Source organism: Candidatus Tisiphia endosymbiont of Myopa tessellatipennis (assembly GCF_964031105.1).
Taxonomy (GTDB): domain Bacteria; phylum Pseudomonadota; class Alphaproteobacteria; order Rickettsiales; family Rickettsiaceae; genus Tisiphia.
On record NZ_OZ035005.1, the window covers coordinates 798,936 to 816,064 of the forward strand.

Genomic DNA, 17,129 nt, shown 5'->3' on the forward strand with positions numbered 1-17,129 from the left:
TAATGATAGAAAATACTAAATTATAGAAATAAATAGTTGTCATCGCGAGCCACAAAGTGGCGTGGCGATCCAAATAAACAGCAATTATCTTTTTAAAAAAATTAAATATTTTTTATCTGTATTTTATATAAATAAAAAATATTATTGATTAACAACAAATACACGTTTTTGTTGAATAAGCTTATGGCAAACTTCCAGTAATTTACGCATACAAGCTACTGTCGCAACTTTTTTAGGTTTAAAATTATTAATAAGTCTGTCATATAAAGCTTTTAAATATTGAAAGCCATTTTTACCTGTTAGTACTGCCATATATAGTGCATCTCGTGGTATCTTTCTGCCTCCTCTAATGAATCTTCGACCTTGTTTATTACCACTATCTCGAGCATATGGCGCTATTCCAACCATAGCTGATAATTCGTTGCCGCTATAATTTTTATTTCCCAACTCAGGTAAAAAACTAATTAATTTACTAGCTAGACATTTGCCAATGCCAGGTACAGTTTCTAATATTTTTGTTTTTTCTTGTAGTTCTTCTGATCCATCTATTATCTCATTTAATTTATCATCAATTTTAGATATTTCCTTTTGTAAGCATCCCATCAATGTTTCTATGCTTTCTTTGTCAATACCATCGACACTATTATGCAACCTCTTTTTTTCATTACTAAGCATCAATACTAAATCTTCCCGTCTTTGCTGATATCTCTTCAAATTTTCTGATTCAATTTGATGTATATAATTTGCTGTAAGTTGCATCTTATCACCGTAATACGCTAATTTAAAAGCATCTTGCTTGTCCGTTTTACAAAAATTTACTGACTTACTAAATGAATTAAAACTATAGGTATTTACCTTATGAATCCGTTGCTCATTACTATATAATTTTTGGCAAATTTCATCCTCGTAGCCTCCTGTGGGTTCGCACACTATTAGCTCAATTTTTTGCTCTTTTGTTAATTTTATAAGCTCTTCATGACCTAAATTATCATTTGCAAAACGATGATATTCCGGTTTACTGTTTGAAATATATATACATACATCAAGCCATTTTTTACTTACATCTAGACCTATTATTTTTTTCATAGTATAATCTCCTTCATCTTATTGTGCAAGGCTACTGTACTGCAGTACCTTCTGCAATTTGTTCAAAGCAAACTTAACGATAGAGGGTACTTATTCTGTTCACGACTATTTCAGTCTAGATTGCTTCAAGTCACCCTCTTACAACTACTTATAACATGTTTTTAAGATATAAGCTCGCTGTTTTATTTTTTGCCACTGCAACTTTTGGATTGCCACGTCGCCGCTTTGTGGCTCCTCTCTAATAGACATTTATGCATTTTAAAAAAACAAACTTTTCTATCATTAGTTAGGACTTTTAAACTGCCCTGCCAAAATATTTGCAAAATTGACTTGCAATAATGCTTAAAAATATTATACTTACGTCTATTAGCAACGTGGCTTTGGTATGCCTAGTTTTTGCTAGACTGATCTTAAAATACCAAATAAAGGAATTATAATGCCTAAATTAAAAACAAAATCAGCGGTAAAAAAGCGCTTTAAGCTTACTGCTACTGGCAAAGTCTGTGCCACTCAAGCTGGAAAAAAGCACTTTATGCGACGTCGTACAAAATCTCAGCTTCGTAACCTTAGAGGAACAACAATTCTCTGCGATCAAGATGCAAAGAACTTGAAAAAATTCTTTCTTCCATATGGAATTTAATAATTTAAATAAGGAAATAGGTGAGATATGTCACGAGTAAAATCAGGAAAAGTTTCAAAAAATCGTCATAAAAAAATTCTCAAACTTGCTAAAGGTTATAGGGGAAGATCGAATAATTGCTTTAGGGTAGCAATTGAAAAAGTTGAAAAAGCTCTACAATATGCTTATAGAGATCGTAGAAATCGTAAGCGTGATTTTAGAGGGCTTTGGATACAAAGAATCAATGCAGCAGTACGCGAGCATGATTTAGTATATTCACAGTTTATGGGTGGGCTGAAAAAAGCTGCCATAGATATCGATCGCAAGGTGCTAGCTGAATTGGCAGTTAACAACCCACAAGGTTTTGCAGATATAGTGGTGCAGGTAAAGACTCATCTGCAATAGACTTATTATACCATTTCCGAAAATTAATCATCACGTCGTCGTACTTCATGATCTCCGCTCCTCACATACTAGTTGTACGCGAAGGTAGCCGACACTCGTACTCCGAGTAGCAATTTAATTTTGGGAAATGGTATTAAACCTCTTGGATCATTCTACTTTTGCTGGTAATTTGGGCGTTGGGATTAGACTCAAATCCTCACGTATATTTGTTATACTGCTTGCGGGTTAAGGTTTCGGCTCTCCTGCAAATTCCGCAGAAGAGGATTCTATAAGAGGTCTATTGTTGCGTGCAATTTAGAAATACAACTTAGAAGTAGTTTTGTCATCAAAGTAATGATAGTGTTGTGAACGGATTCTTTGTGATAATTTTGTCGTCAAAATTTGCTTCCGTTTCTCACATACATCTGCGTACTGCTTGCGGTATTCAGCTACATTTTTCCTAAAAATTCCTCAAAAATTATTCAGTTTAATTGGCAACTGGAGATAGTAATTTATTGCATGTATCTTTGTACATTTAGTATAATCTTACTTATTAATTCATTCTTAAATTTTATTAGCAATATAAAAATAATAATTTTATGATTCTTATAATTGCTTCTACTATTTCTAGTTGTGGTCGGAATCTTGCGGCAAATACATATACTAGTGATTCAACATTAAATATTGTATTGGAAGGAAAGCTTCTTGCCAAAAGAGATATCAAAATCACGGAGGATGAAAGACTTGGTGATAATGCAGTTGGTGGTCTAACTGGTGCTGTCGCTGGTGGGGCGGTTGCTGCTAGCGGAACTAATAACGCGGCTATAATTGTTGGTGGTGCTATTGTTGGAGGTGTTACTGGTGCAATAATGCAATCTGCTTTGGGGGCATCAAAAGGTACAGAATATATCGTACAGGTTAATAGATCGAATTTGAAAGACGATTATTACGAAGGTAGCAGACTTCTAAGAAATGCTATAGCAGCTGTACGTGCAACAGGTATTATCACCATTGTGCAGGCTAGAGAAGATAAAACTAATCCTGTGATAAATGAGGGGCAAGATGTTCTAGTTATTCTTTCTGAGAAGAGATCTAGAATCATTCCAGCTACATATAAAAATTAATAAAAATACATAGTTAATGGTCAGAATTTTCTTTATAATTTTACTGTTTTTTTCTACATCGGCTTGTACTAAGACGACTTTTGTTAGATCTGCACCTGATTATTCGCAATCACTAACTAAGTCCAAAATTGTTTTGCTTTTACCACCAATAGTTGAAGTAAATCAAATTGATGCTTTTAACAAAAAAACGAGAGTTTATAGTTATGAGGATCGCCTTGAAGAAAATATTGTAGATACATTCATAACCAAAATGCAGGACAAAGGGTATAATATTAAACTTTTCTCTAGAACAGAAATTGGTACTAACAAACTGTCAAAATACGTCGTTGACATTAAGGATAATTTTGATGAAACTCTAAATATACTCTATGCTAGTGGAGCTTGGAAAGAGGATGCGGCATATTCTATTGATGAAAAAATTTCTTCTGCAGTTGATCTTGGTGAGAAAGCTGGAGCTGATTTATTAGTTGTAATGAATTTCTATGCGGAGAGTAAAACATCTAGTGCAGTAACTAAGGATTTTTGTACAGAGATTTTGAAGGGATGTATAACTGGTAGAGTCAATTTAGACCCATCAGAATTTTCGCGAGTTAGATTAGCTATTCTTGATGTACCAACTGGTAGGGTACTATGGACACACTCGGTAGGACTGTCTAGTGATATGATTGACACCACTATTGCTAGTTTTTCTGATAATGACAAAGTGGATAAGAAAAATCTTTCTATATTGTTTAATTCAGCACTTGCAGATCTTCCTGATGCGAAATAGGTTTGTTATACCTTCTTATATTCATCCACAGATGGCTGGTTGAATGGATCGATTTTTAGGTGATTTGCAATTAGGATAGTACTCAACATTACGTGAATAATTTGATCTACAATTACCTGTTCATCGATATGTACAAAATTCTCTAGCATTACTGGTCGTTTGACTTGACCTAATGCATTATATATATTATTAGCATGAGTAGATAGAACTCTTTCAATATCTGAGTTTGCTTTGTTAGTAATAACTTGATAAAATTTATCATCCGGACCTTCTAAATAAAGCTGCAATTGACTGTGTTGATCAAATGTTCCTTTTGCTATTATAGGAGTTATACCAAAACCATTCTTACCAAGTGATTCAGCTATAATCTGTTGTTGCCATCTACATAGACCATCTAATTGATAACAATAATTAAACATAACTAACATATGTCTATTTAAAGAATATTGATTAAGGTAATACTCCGCTATCTCACAAATATTAAATCCATCAAGAATAATATCTGATATTTTTTTTGAAGCAGCTAGTACGACTTTATGTACATCAACTCCTGCAACTGCGGTTGGGAGCAAAGATGCATTAGAAATTACGCCAAATCTTCCACTACGAATGTTATCATGTTCTAGACAATTTGTACCAAAAGACTCTGCTAAATTACGTAATAAATTATTACTAAACGGTACTATTACATAAATATTTTGAGGGGGAACGTGTAAAACTTCTAAAACATACTTAGTTAATAAATAGGTTTCATTTGTGTTCCCAGATTTACTCAATGAGAAAAAGACGACTTTACTTAAATCAACTAATGCAAGTTTCTCATCAATTTCCAACTGATCTAAACTATCAAGATATATTAGCCTTTTAGTAGCTACTGCCTTTATACTTAATAATGCTCTAACATTTAGAGAAGACGCACCAAAACCTATAACTACCACAATATCATATTTTAAAGCAAGCTGAGCTGCGAGATCCTTTATGGCATCTTGCTTAATCAGATCAAACCTTAGAAAATCATATTTATTAGCTTTAATCTGTAAAATAAGATCGTTATATACCTTGCTAAGCATTTAATCTCCAGTTATGCTAATTCAGGTTATCATAATTTAAATAAGTTGCCTATACCACTACGCATTAGGCTTTTGGGATTCATATTGCTTGCCTTTTTCATGAAACCACTTATTTGTTTAAATTGCTTCAATAGACTATTCACTTTTTGGACTGATGTTCCAGAGCCTTCAGCGATACGTTTTCGACGTGAGGCATTTAGCAAATCTGGGTTTTTTCGTTCTTTTTGGGTCATAGATAAAATTATTGCTTCTTGGTGGTCTATTAATTTGCCACTTAATTTCGATTGATCGACTTTATCGATAATTTTATTAATACCAGGCAACATACTCATCATACTGCTGAATCCACCTAGTTTCTTTATACTCCTCATTTGCGTTAGATAATCTTCCAAATCAAATTTACCCTTTTTAAGTCTAGCAGTCGCTCTTTCTGTCTCTTGATTGTCTATTATGCTTGCTGCTTTTTCAACGAAGGAGATGATATCTCCCATATCTAATATTCTTGAAGCTATGCGTTCTGGGTCAAATAATTCTAGAGTTGTCAATTTCTCGCCAGCGCTTAAGAACTTAATAGGTTTCTTGGTAACATGTTTAATGCTTAGAGCCGCCCCACCTTTGGCATCGCCATCAATACAGGATAAAATTACGCCGGTAATCCCTAATTTTTGATCAAAATTGCTGGCTATAAGCACCGAATCTTGCCCAGTCATTGCATCAACCACCAAAATTATCTCTTTTGGATCTATTAAATTTTTTATATTTGATGCTTCTTTCATCATTTCATCATCGATTTGCGACCTACCTGCTGTATCATAAATAACGACGTCATAGGCAGATAATTTTGACTCGTGTAAAGCTCTTTTCGTAATATCTATAGGAGTATGGTTGGGGACAATAGTTAAACAATCTACCCCTATAGATTTACCAAGGATAGTTAACTGTTCTTGAGCACCTGGTCTATAAATATCAAGAGAGACTAAAAGTACCTTTTTATTTTGATTTTTTAGCCTAAGTGCTAATTTGGCACTTGCTGTAGTTTTTCCACTACCTTGCAGACCAACCATTAAAATATTTACCGGCGGTTCAGATTTAAGCTGTAAACTACTTTCATCTAGAGACGAGGATAATATATTGATTAACTCATTATGGACAATCTTTACTATCATCTGCCCTGGGGCTACTGATTTTATGACTTCCTGCCCTGTAGCTTTTAATGTTACTTCAGCAATAAAATCCTTAACTACCGGTAGTGCAACATCTGCTTCAAGAAGGGCAATCCTAATATCACGCATAGTATCGTTTATTTGGGACTCCGATAAAGTACCACTTCTTTTGATACGATCAAAAATTTTCGTTAGATTTTGAGTTAATGTTTGAAACATAAAATGTAATAAATTACTTGAATTCACCGCATTGTAGCATATTTACTAATAATCACTAAGCATATTAGCAAAAAAAATAGTAATTAATTTGTGAAATAAAATTTTCAGATTCTATTTAGAACTAGTGATATTATTACAACCAAGAATTTATTATTTCAATTTTCTATATTATTTTCTCTTGCTAATCAATAAACCAAATCAGCAATATTTTTACTAAAAAATAGATATATAAAATATAATGGTAAAAAAGAATAGCTATATTTTGGCAACTGGCAATGAAACGGATTATAGGCTTAGTATTCTGAATAAAATATATGGTAAATATACTAATATTCTATTAGACAGGTTAGAACTTCGCCCTAGTATGAAAGTAGCGATTATTGGTTGTGGATCGGGGGAGTCTATTGATGTAATATATCAGAAAATTGGACAAGATGGCAAACTATTATGCCTAGATATAAGCCAGAAACAGATAGAGCTTACTAAAAGTAAGTTAAGTAGTAAAAACATCGATATTGTTGAATACCAAGTTGCAGATATACAAGATTATCAGGGTAATGAGCAATATGATCTCGTATATTGTAGGTTTGTACTCATACATCTAACACATCCTCAAAAAGCCTTAAATAATATGTTAAGTTTATTAAAGCTAGGCGGAACTATTGCATGTGAAGAGCATGATTATAAAGCCATATTTAATTATCCATATGCTCGTTCAATAGAACAATATAAAGAATTATTACATAAAATTGAAAAAAGACTTAGTGTAGATTATTCTTATGGTAGAAAGCTATTTAATACTTTGTGTAGTCTTCAATTAACAGATGTAAAATTTGATTTTCATCAACCAGTTTTTAATGGGGCTGAAGAAAAATTATTATTAAAATTATCTCTGTTAGAAGAAAAAGAACATTTTATTAAGCATAAATTGATCGATAATTTAGAAATAGAAAAGATGCTAAAAGAAATGGATCAGATTATTCAAGATAAGACGATTATACAAAGTGCAGGTGGGGTGTTTCAATCTTGGGGGAGAAAACTCCAATAAGCATAATTTACTCCCTCATAAATATATTTCAATGAACGCAAATGCGAGGCAAATACAAATATATGTTAGAGTATCAGCAAGAACAAAGAAGTTTAACAAGAGAACAGAAAGAAGCAGTTGGATTGCTGTCCATTGGCACATTTTTAGAATTTTTTGATTTTATGCTTTACGTACACATGGCTACATTCCTTAATGAGATATTTTTCCCAAAAACAGATCCTAGTACTGCCACTTTGCTCGCAGCAGCTGCTTTTTGTTCATCATATGTGCTTAGACCTATAGGAGCATTAATATTTGGATATATAGGAGACAATATAGGGAGTAAATCAACTTTCATTATAACTACTTGTATTATGGCTGCCTGTTGCTTCACTATGGCTAATCTCCCAACTTACGCTCAATGGGGTTATACTGCTTCTGTATGTATGGTTATATGTCGTGTTATGCAGGGGCTCTCTTCTATTGGGAAAATAGTTGGTGCGGAGGTTTACGTCACAGAAATGACGAAACCGCCTGCTCAATATCCCGCTGTAGCAACTATTGAAGTAATGGGGCTTTTAGGCACAACAATTGCCTTAATTGTTGCAAGTTTTGCAACTTTAGGAAATGTAAATTGGCGGATAGCTTTTTGGTTTGGAACAATAATAGCCATAATTGGAGGAACTGCTAGAAGAATTTTAATAGAAACTCCGGAATTTGCTGATGCAAAACTTCAGTTAAAAAGGGTATTTGAAAAAGCTAATATGGATATTAAAAAATTAAATAATAACCCCATTGTTAATGAAAAGGTGAATAAGAAAACAGCCTGTGCTTATTTCTTATTAGATTGCTCTTGGCCATTAAATTTCTACATTGCGTATTTTTTTTGTGGTACTATTCTAAAAAATTCTTTCTGTTTTAGTACAGAACAAGTGATTCATCAAAATTTAATGCTCTCAATAATACAAATTTTTCCTTGGTGCATGTTAGCTTGGCTAAGTTACAAAATACATCCATTAAAATTACTAAAAGTAAAGTTATTTATTTTTCCATTTTTACTGAAAAATGTCACTAACTCATTTAATATGTTATTAATTCATAGTTTTATTGTTGTCTTTTCTCCAACTACTATACCAGCTGTTCCTATCATTCTTAAAGCCCTTCCTATCTTTAAACGTTTTACATGTAGCGGTTTAATATATGCTTTTTCTCGGGCTGGTGTCTTTATTGTTTGTTCTTTTGGATTAATTTATTTAACAACATATTTTGGCTATCCAGGATTATTATTTATTATGATCCCAGTAAGTATTGGTTATATATTTGGGCTACTTCATTTTGAGAAGTTGTCTCGGGAAACTGAAAATCATCTTTAACCATAATTTTCCATTGTTTCAATAAAGGATGTTTAATAGATAAATGTTGACAGCATAGTTCAATAATTTGTTTTGTTATTGTTGGTATTTTTAAATGCATAGCTAAAGTTACAAAATGTATTATTGTTTCCTCTATAATCTTCTTAATTTTTTCAGGAGATTTTACACCAACAGTTTCTAAATTATGAATCCGATCAAAAATTTTAATCAATGCTACATTATATTTTTTTTGTTGAATTAATAAATCTAGTGTTGCCGCCGAGCTAATCTTGCCACTAGGTTTAACCCTAGTCAAATCTTCTACTTGACTAGCAACCTTGCTGCCAAAAATATAGGCAATCATCTTTTCGGTAAGTGTTGTATCCTCGATGGTGTCGTGTAGTAATGCGGTAACTATCATGTCCGTCCTAAACAATCGTGGAATTTCTAGGGCTGTATACTGGGCAACCATATAAGCCACCTCTATTGGGTGTGAGTAATATGGCTCGCCGGACTGCCTCATTTGACTACCATGATATTTTTTAGCATAGTAGATGCCTTTTTTTACTTCATCAATGTCTATTGGTTGCTTTACTTTTTCATTTAGCAAAATTAATTCATTAAGCAACCTCTCAGCATATGTACAATACTGGTATCTTGAATTATCCCAATAGTTAATATTTTCCATAAGAACCACAATATTTTAATTCTAAAGTCATTTTAAACTAAAATTTCGACTGTTTAAAGCATTTACTATTTTTTATTTTTAAAAAGATGCAATATCTTCTAATCTTGTTGTATAAATTACAGCATAGTACCATTTTTTATGCTGCTGCTGTTAAGAGGTCTTCCGAGCGTCTATTAGCGAGGAGTCGCGAAAAAGCGGCGACGCGGCAATCTAGGATACGCACAACTGTTGAAAGTTAAAAAATCGTCATTGCGACTCATCTTCGAGACAAAAAAGTGCTTAAAACGTCTAAAGAATCAGGTTTGCAGTGGTTTTGGCATGAAGTTTGCAGTCATGTAAACATCACTTTTCTACTTGACATACTAAAAATTAGTCAACATAATGCTTCTTATGTGTATTACCATTGTTTTGTTTCAAATAAAAACTCTTGTCATTATAAGTACACTTTTATCAGTATTTCTTTATTATAAAATTCCACAGGTGAAAAAATAATGGTATGGACCTCCTGATATACAGAATGAAAAGCAGTTGCTAATCTTCTAAAGTTAATATTAAATATTAAAATAACAATCAGGAGGCTAAGATGGAAGTTACCACAATTGGTATAGATATTGCAAAAAGAATTTTCCAAATTCATGGTGTAGATAAAAATGGTAAGACGGTATTAAAGAAAAAATTAATGAGAGATCAAGTTTTAACATTTATGGCTAATTTACCAAAATGTTTGGTAGGGATGGAAGCTTGCGGCGGAGCTAGTTACTGGGCAAGAGAAATAACTAAATTGGGGCATACAGTAAAACTAATGGCAGCACAATTTGTCAAACCGTATGTTAAAACTAATAAAAATGATCAAGCTGATGCAGAAGCTATATGTGAAGCGGTAACAAGACCAAATATGAGGTTTGTACCAATTAGAACTGTAGAACAACAAGATATTTTATCAATTCATCGAGTAAGAGAGAGATTGGTAAAAAATCGTACTGCCCTTGCTAATGAAATTAGGGGTCTACTACATGAATTTGGTTTTATTATTCCTCAAGGGATCAATAAGGTTATGACAAAATTAACCGAGATTTCAGATGAAGGAAATTTAAGCCAGCTGGGTTATCAAACATTTAGTGAACTGAAAGAGGAATTTTTGGATAATGACAAAAAAATAAAAGAGATAGAAAAAAGATTAAAAATAATAGCTAGCAACTTAACTCAATATCAACGATTAACAGCTATACTTGGTCTTGGTTTAATTACTGCTACTGCTTTAATAGCATCAATAGGTAATGCTACAAGTTTTGAGAATGGTAGGCAATTATCGGCATGGTTTGGATTAGTGCCAAGGCAGCATTCCAGTGGAGGGAAAGATAAGTTGCTTGGAATTAGCAAGCGAGGTGATGTTTACTTGCGTACTCTATTGATCCAAGGAGCTAGAGCTGTACTAAATGCCAAGATAAGATTTACATCGGAAGAACAAAAATCTAAAAAAGATTTTAGCAAATTTACGCAGTGGATGTTTAATTTATCTGAGCGAAATGGACATAATAAAACAGTAGTTGCTGTAGCTAATAAACTGGCAAGAGTGGTGTTTGCAGTACTAAGGTCAGGGGATGATTATGTAGAGAGTAAAGTTTGTAGCACAAAGCTATTATAATTAACATAAAATAAAATAAATAGTGGTTTATTAATTAATAGGTAAACAAAGAATATGTAAGAGATTCCAACCCGGAATATGCGTGAGATAATAATATTGATGGTAAATAAGACAAACCTTAGCTTACAAAGAAACTGATGACTACAATGGCTCTTTGAAGCCGATAAAATGATAAGTATATAGTAAATTTGTAAGCCAGCGAATTCCATCAGGGCTGTAGGATAAATTACACATAATTTATTAACTATAAGCCGGATACATGTATGCATTTGCATTTTTGCTATTAGATGTTATTTTTTTCTTGCATTTTACAGGAGGTTCATACATGTAGTCAGTAACGAGAATTTAATTCTACACTCCACTCGTCGCATAATACTCACGTTCTATAGCATAATTTCTGCTCATATTTATCTCGAAGATGAGTCGCGATGACGGTTTTTTAACTTTCAACAGTTGTGCCAGGATACGCGAAGCGTTACTCTAAAAAAACAGCTTCGCTGTTTACCTAGAGCATCTAAAGAGCCTTGCTATGACGATTATAGAAAAATGTAGGTATACTCTTCTGCTTTGAAAAATTGTTTTTTGAAAATATCATGGATTCGCATGCTCACGTACTATATGTACGCTCCGCTTGCTCACCATTCATTTTCAAATCCAATTCTTCAAATCATTTGAGTATACTATGGGTGCAGGGACACCCTAGGCTATTAAACCGATGTCTTACATAAATACTTGAGGTTATGTTATATCTTAAATATTGCTTTAGTTAGCTCATCATAGCTCTTTAACCTAACCAATATAGGTTCTAAATCATCCAGCTTGATCATACAAGGTCCGTCACTTGGGGCATTATCTGGGTCTTGGTGAACTTCCATAAAAATGCCTGCTACTCCAACGCTAACAGCTGCCCTTGCTAATATTTCAACATATTTTCTTTCGCCACCACTACTGTTGCCTATGCCACCTGGTTGCTGAACTGAATGGGTCGCGTCAAAAATTACAGGGGTCTTAGTTTCTGCCATAATTGGCAAACTACGCATATCCGATACTAATGTGTTGTAACCAAAACATGCACCCCGTTCGGTAAGCATGATATTCTTTGCACCAAACGCTTCAAGTTTAGCATACACATTCTTCATATCCCAAGGGGCAAGAAACTGACCTTTTTTAACATTAACAACCTTATTAGTCATAGCTGCAGCATGCAGCAAATCTGTTTGTCTACATAAGAAGGCAGGGATTTGAATTATATCAATAATTTCAGCAACTTTAGCACACTGATTCTCTGTATGAACGTCAGTAAGAATAGGGCAGTTAAAGGCTGTTTTTACTTTAGATAAAATTTCCAGCCCTTTCTCAAGACCGCTACCCCGGATACCATTTATTGAAGTTCTATTGGCTTTATCGAATGACGATTTATAGATAAAGGGTATGTTAAGTTTAGCAGTAAGGGTCACAAGCTTGTCAGCCATAAATAATGCATGATCTAGATTTTCTATTTGACAAGGTCCAGCAATAAACACAAATGGTAGGGTATTACCAATTTTGATATTATGTAAATCAATTATTTTTTGCATAACTTAGTCCTTAAATTTTACTTGGCAATTGGCAAGCTAGACTCTTCTTGTTTATCGTCAACTTGCTCAATTTTCTTAATTATCCCAAGGTTTTTCTTAGAAGACAGATTGGCAAGAATAATAGCATTAATTATAAACAAGGTGGCAAGCACTACCGTGGTTTTAGTCAAGAAATTAGCTACAGTTCTGCCTGTTACAACACCCATATTACCACTACCACCGCTCATACCACTTAACCCATCATTGCCAGTCTTTTGCATCAGAATTACGATAATTAGCAGTATTGCTATTACAATATGAACAAAAAGTAATATATTCATCATTTTTTAAAAAACCTATAATTTAATATTTGAACTAAAATTTGATAATCAAGTGAAGATTTGCCAATCATAACCCCATCAATATTCTGTACACTTAATATTTTTTCTATATTACCTAAATTTACAGATCCACCATACACTAAGCTAACATTATTTGCAACTTGGCTTTGCTGAAGAAAATAATTGAGGGCATCAAATATTTCTATTAATTCTTCTTGGTTAGGAATAATGCCTGTTCCTATAGTCCAAATCGGCTCATACGCTATTATCACATCTATCCCCTCCCCTATTGTATCATTTGGCAGGGATTCCACTAATTGTTTTAATAAAAAATTTTTATAATTATTATTTCTTCGTGTAGCTAGGTCTTCTCCGATACAAATAATAGGGCTAATCTTGGCGTTTAAGCAATTTTCTGCTTTTTGTCTGATTAATTCATTGGATTCTTGAAAGAGACTTCTACGTTCACTATGACCAACAATAGCGTAATTAATACCACTTAGTTTCAGTAGCAGGCTTGAATATTCTCCCGTATAACTTCCTTGTCCTTCAAATTGACTGACATTTTGTCCACAAAACTCTATAGATTTGAATTTATCAGATAAATAAGCAAGATAGGGAGCAGGAGGAGCTATAATAAATTTGTTGTTATGTTGCTGCTCTGTCAGCCTAGCACAAAATTTAAATGCATCATCTAAACTTATATGCATTTTCCAGTTAGCAATAATAAGTTTTTTCATAAAAATCGCTTGCAGATATTAGTGTACAGAACTATTGTACTATACTATTTTAGTATACTACAAAAACTTGAAGAGAAAAATTTATAATTTATGTTAAATAATATTAGAAACGCTGCTGATAGTTTTGTAATGCGTGTTTTACTTGGAATGATTGCCTTTGCATTTGTTGGATGGGGAATTAAAGATGTATTACAGACTACCAATAATTTTGATTTGATTACATTTTCTGATGCAAAAACTATTAGCGAAGAAGATTTTCTAAAAGCAAAAGCCGAACAAATTCGTGTTATTCAAAAACAAACTGGAACACATCTTAGTGAAGAAGATATAAAGCAGTTGAATATTGATAATTTTATTATTAAAAAACTTATCAATAATCGTATTATGAACTATTTAGTACACTATTATAATCTAGATATAACTGATGATACTGTGATTCAGTTTATTAAAGAATCTGCTAATTTTAAGAATGAGCAAGGTCTATTTGACATAACACTCTTTAAAGGTTTTTTAAAAAATTCTTATATTAATGAGGAGGACTATGTATCTGACGTAAAAGAACATACCTTAAAGAATACTCTAATTAGTATTTTTATAGAATCATTTCAAACACCAAAAATAATGGTCAAAAATATCGTAGACTATATGGCTGAAACAAGAGAGGTCGACCTTGTACAAATTGACCTAAAAGCTCAGCCTAAAGGTGCGTTTATGACTTATGCAACTTCGGTCGAGTTAGAAGAACTATACAAGCAAAATCAAGAGTTATTTGAAATACCGGAAAAACGTAGCTTGTCTTATGTAAAAATATCAAGTGAAGTGTTAGGTAAGCAAATTCATAATAGCGATGAAGAATTATTGAAGTTTTATCAGGATAACCAAGAAGAATTTGCTAATAAAAAATTTAGCGAGGTACGAAAACAGGTTAATGAATTATTGCAACAACAAAAAATAGAAGAGCTGAAGCTACTGTTAGCAAAAAATTTAGAGGATGATGTAGCAGCTGGTTCAAGTTTAACAGAAATTGCTGGAAAATATGAATTACCAATACAAAATTTGGATTCTGTAAGCTATAAGGATTTAACTAATAATATACAAGATGAATTTCAAGATTTGGCTAAGCCTGCGAGTGGTGAGCGGACTAGGCGTAGTCAAACCGTTGTTCCTACGCGAAGTCCCATCGTGCCACAACGCCAACATTTGAAAGGCGAATGGTATGTTGATCTTGGCCAAAATGCTGACAGTATTTTTGATCTTGCAGAAGGAGAATTATCATATCCAATGGAGATAACTGATCAAGGAGCTTTTATATTGGTTGAGATTAAATCTATTCAGCCAAGTAAACTACAAGAATTCTCGGCAGTCAAGGATCAAGTATACGAACTATGGTATAAGCAATATATTAGAAAGATAAATTTAGGAAACATAGAGAGTCTTGCTAAAGAATATAAACTTGGTAAAAGTAAAAAACCTCTAGACATTACTACCAACCAAGCTGCAACTTTTTCTAGGTATGAAGTTCACAATAATCAGCAATTACCAGCAGAATTACTATCAGCAATTTTTAATACTAACATTGATTCCAATACTCCAGTTTTTCAGTCAAAAGATAAGGCGTATTTTGCTTATGTAAAATCAAAAAGAATTGATAAGACGAAAAGGCAAGAAATTCAGAAAAAAAATGAAGTAGATATTGCAGTAGCCATAAGAAACAATGTTATTGATGAGCTGATTAGCTATGCCATTAAGAAAAATAAAATGAAACAAAAGAGTATGTGATTTATATTGTATGTTATCATTCACCTTACGTATAGCATTTAAAAATTGCAGAAAAGTACAAGAGTCTATTAGCAAGACCACGTAGTGCTAGGTGATGCACACAAAATTAGTAAGATGTATACAACTTTTAGTTAAACGTCATTGCGAGGAGCCACTTTGTGGCGACGCGGCAATCCAAATTACTTATTATATTTTTTGTGGATTGCTTCGTCGCCACAAAGTGGCTTCTCGCTAATAGCGCTAGGCTGTTTTTTCTATGACTTTTAAATTGCCATGGGGGTTACGCATAAGGTGAGTTATTATGATATAAATATGACAATTTATATAACTAATTTTAACCATATTGTTACTAAATCTTGCATATTAATATATATTAAGATTATATTATGTCATATTAATATAATCTTAATATGTGTTTATTATGTCAAAAGATCGTACGCTATTAGCAAGGCTTTCTACCGCAAAACAATTACTTGAGAATAAAATTGATAAGACAGAACGAGCTATAAAGTTGTTTGCTACTGATAGTACTGTTCATGAGATATTGCAGGCTGCTGATTTGGAAAAATGTTGTAATTTTGTAGAAAATACGGAAGATAGATCAGTAGCTAGTCAGGGATTAAAAACTAGTTTAAAAGGTCTGCATAGTCAACAATCTGTCTTATCAAAGTATAATACAGTTGATTGTAAAAAGTTTAAAGAACGCAGTGACCAAATATACGAAATAATTCAAGCTAGAAAGTTACTTAAATGTATTGACCAACATGATTTTAAGGAAGCACTGAAGATTGCTGGGTTGAGCTATATAATTAAGAAGGGTGCACCATGGATAAGTAGAATATGGATAACAGAAAATACTTTTTTTGAAAATTTGGATAAATATTTAGAAGTTAAACGGGAAGAATATAAAGTAATACTAGATGCACATCAAGCTGAATGTGAGCGTGAACCAAGTGCTCCAGCACTACCCCTATCAACTCCTCTTGAAGGATCAAGTAACTGTAATAATACGTATGTTACTAATAACAACCATCCAGCAGCAGATTCTGCACAACCTAGTGTACTACCACTTGATCAACATCCATACCTGCAACTACCTCAAAATAATATTACAACTACATCCCCAATGTACTCTTACCCAAAAGTCCGTAAACTTGCACCACCACCTCCAATACTATCCTCAGCACCGCCTTCATATACTGAAACAGTGCATGATGTGTCAATAGAATCTGATGAGAATAACCACCTTTTAGGTATGGCAGATCATTATAATTAAGCTCAGCTTTGTGGTTATACCACAATTGTTGAAAGTTAAAAAACCGTCTATTAGCGAAGCATTGTCCAGTAACATCATTTATCTATAGATTGTTTCCTAGATTGCTTCGCTTACGCTCGCTAATAGACGCTGTGGTATACTGCTCGTAAATGAAGAGTTGGTAGACGAAGATCAAAATCAACAAGTGCTAGGAGTGTCCAAGCCGAGGAGCACAGCGTACATTAGTACGTGAGCACCGCAGGTCTTGGACAACGACAACGCAATTGTTGATTTTCATCGAGTATATAGGTA

At 33.2% G+C, this 17,129-nt stretch carries 17 protein-coding genes; 10 read left to right on the top strand and 7 right to left on the bottom strand.

The window, feature by feature from the left end; genetic code table 11:
* Positions 1-141: 141 nt before the first annotated feature.
* Complete coding sequence (locus AAHN03_RS03940; RefSeq protein WP_342278216.1) at positions 142-1,086, bottom strand: IS110 family transposase; 945 nt, start codon at positions 1,084-1,086, stop codon at positions 142-144.
* 436 nt (positions 1,087-1,522) lie between these two features.
* Between AAHN03_RS03940 and rpmI the strand changes: the two genes are divergently transcribed.
* The 4 genes from rpmI (at position 1,523) to AAHN03_RS03960 (ending at position 3,982) form a co-directional block, all read left to right on the top strand.
* Positions 1,523-1,726: a 50S ribosomal protein L35 gene (gene rpmI / locus AAHN03_RS03945; protein ID WP_341747956.1), complete on the top strand. Its 204-nt coding sequence runs from the start codon at positions 1,523-1,525 to the stop codon at positions 1,724-1,726.
* A 27-nt stretch (positions 1,727-1,753) separates the two neighbouring features.
* Positions 1,754-2,110, top strand: coding sequence for a 50S ribosomal protein L20 (rplT, locus tag AAHN03_RS03950; protein ID WP_341747957.1), 357 nt, complete (start codon positions 1,754-1,756; stop codon positions 2,108-2,110).
* A gap of 578 nt (positions 2,111-2,688) precedes the next feature.
* Positions 2,689-3,213 (top strand): hypothetical protein, encoded by a 525-nt coding sequence (locus tag AAHN03_RS03955; RefSeq protein WP_342278217.1) that lies wholly within the window; start codon positions 2,689-2,691, stop codon positions 3,211-3,213.
* Between the two features lie 16 nt (positions 3,214-3,229).
* On the top strand, positions 3,230-3,982 hold the full coding sequence (locus AAHN03_RS03960; RefSeq protein ID WP_342278218.1) for a hypothetical protein: 753 nt from the start codon (positions 3,230-3,232) through the stop codon (positions 3,980-3,982).
* Between the two features lie 5 nt (positions 3,983-3,987).
* Here AAHN03_RS03960 and AAHN03_RS03965 read toward each other — a convergent pair whose 3' ends face one another.
* Both AAHN03_RS03965 and ffh read right to left on the bottom strand, forming a co-directional pair.
* Positions 3,988-5,052, bottom strand: a complete 1,065-nt coding sequence (locus tag AAHN03_RS03965) for a hypothetical protein (RefSeq protein ID WP_342278219.1) — start codon at positions 5,050-5,052, stop codon at positions 3,988-3,990.
* Positions 5,053-5,081: 29 nt separating this feature from the next.
* On the bottom strand, positions 5,082-6,434 hold the full coding sequence (gene ffh, locus AAHN03_RS03970) for a signal recognition particle protein (protein ID WP_342278220.1): 1,353 nt from the start codon (positions 6,432-6,434) through the stop codon (positions 5,082-5,084).
* Positions 6,435-6,672: 238 nt separating this feature from the next.
* Here ffh and AAHN03_RS03975 point away from each other — a divergent pair, with 238 nt between their 5' ends.
* Both AAHN03_RS03975 and AAHN03_RS03980 read left to right on the top strand, forming a co-directional pair.
* Positions 6,673-7,482 (top strand): class I SAM-dependent methyltransferase, encoded by an 810-nt coding sequence (locus AAHN03_RS03975; RefSeq protein WP_342278221.1) that lies wholly within the window; start codon positions 6,673-6,675, stop codon positions 7,480-7,482.
* Between the two features lie 41 nt (positions 7,483-7,523).
* Positions 7,524-8,834, top strand: a complete 1,311-nt coding sequence (locus AAHN03_RS03980) for an MFS transporter (RefSeq protein ID WP_342278222.1) — start codon at positions 7,524-7,526, stop codon at positions 8,832-8,834.
* Here the strand turns inward: AAHN03_RS03980 and AAHN03_RS03985 are convergent.
* The gene (locus AAHN03_RS03985; RefSeq protein WP_342278223.1) at positions 8,752-9,501 is read right to left on the bottom strand and encodes an HD domain-containing protein; all 750 of its coding nucleotides are present in this window, start codon (positions 9,499-9,501) and stop codon (positions 8,752-8,754) included. The genes AAHN03_RS03980 and AAHN03_RS03985 overlap by 83 nt on opposite strands.
* A 275-nt stretch (positions 9,502-9,776) precedes the next feature.
* Here AAHN03_RS03985 and AAHN03_RS03990 point away from each other — a divergent pair, with 275 nt between their 5' ends.
* Positions 9,777-9,971 carry a hypothetical protein gene (locus AAHN03_RS03990; protein WP_342278224.1) on the top strand — a complete coding sequence of 65 codons (195 nt, stop codon included), beginning with the start codon at positions 9,777-9,779 and terminating at the stop codon, positions 9,969-9,971.
* Positions 9,972-10,084: 113 nt separating this feature from the next.
* Positions 10,085-11,146 carry an IS110 family transposase gene (locus AAHN03_RS03995; RefSeq protein WP_342278225.1) on the top strand — a complete coding sequence of 354 codons (1,062 nt, stop codon included), beginning with the start codon at positions 10,085-10,087 and terminating at the stop codon, positions 11,144-11,146.
* A gap of 743 nt (positions 11,147-11,889) precedes the next feature.
* Here AAHN03_RS03995 and kdsA read toward each other — a convergent pair.
* The 3 genes from kdsA to AAHN03_RS04010 are packed head-to-tail and all read right to left on the bottom strand — an operon-like array spanning position 11,890 to position 13,783.
* On the bottom strand, positions 11,890-12,723 hold the full coding sequence (gene kdsA, locus AAHN03_RS04000) for a 3-deoxy-8-phosphooctulonate synthase (RefSeq protein WP_342278226.1): 834 nt from the start codon (positions 12,721-12,723) through the stop codon (positions 11,890-11,892).
* A gap of 17 nt (positions 12,724-12,740) precedes the next feature.
* On the bottom strand, positions 12,741-13,046 hold the full coding sequence (secG, locus tag AAHN03_RS04005; protein ID WP_341755495.1) for a preprotein translocase subunit SecG: 306 nt from the start codon (positions 13,044-13,046) through the stop codon (positions 12,741-12,743).
* Entirely contained in the window at positions 13,043-13,783 is a 741-nt protein-coding gene (locus AAHN03_RS04010) for a triose-phosphate isomerase family protein (RefSeq protein WP_342278227.1), read from the bottom strand. The genes secG and AAHN03_RS04010 overlap by 4 nt, the downstream gene beginning before the upstream one ends.
* A gap of 90 nt (positions 13,784-13,873) precedes the next feature.
* Between AAHN03_RS04010 and AAHN03_RS04015 the strand changes: the two genes are divergently transcribed.
* Positions 13,874-15,562 (top strand): peptidylprolyl isomerase, encoded by a 1,689-nt coding sequence (locus tag AAHN03_RS04015; RefSeq protein WP_342278228.1) that lies wholly within the window; start codon positions 13,874-13,876, stop codon positions 15,560-15,562.
* 421 nt (positions 15,563-15,983) lie between these two features.
* Entirely contained in the window at positions 15,984-16,838 is an 855-nt protein-coding gene (locus AAHN03_RS04020) for a hypothetical protein (RefSeq protein WP_342278229.1), read from the top strand.
* Positions 16,839-17,129: the final 291 nt, after the last annotated feature.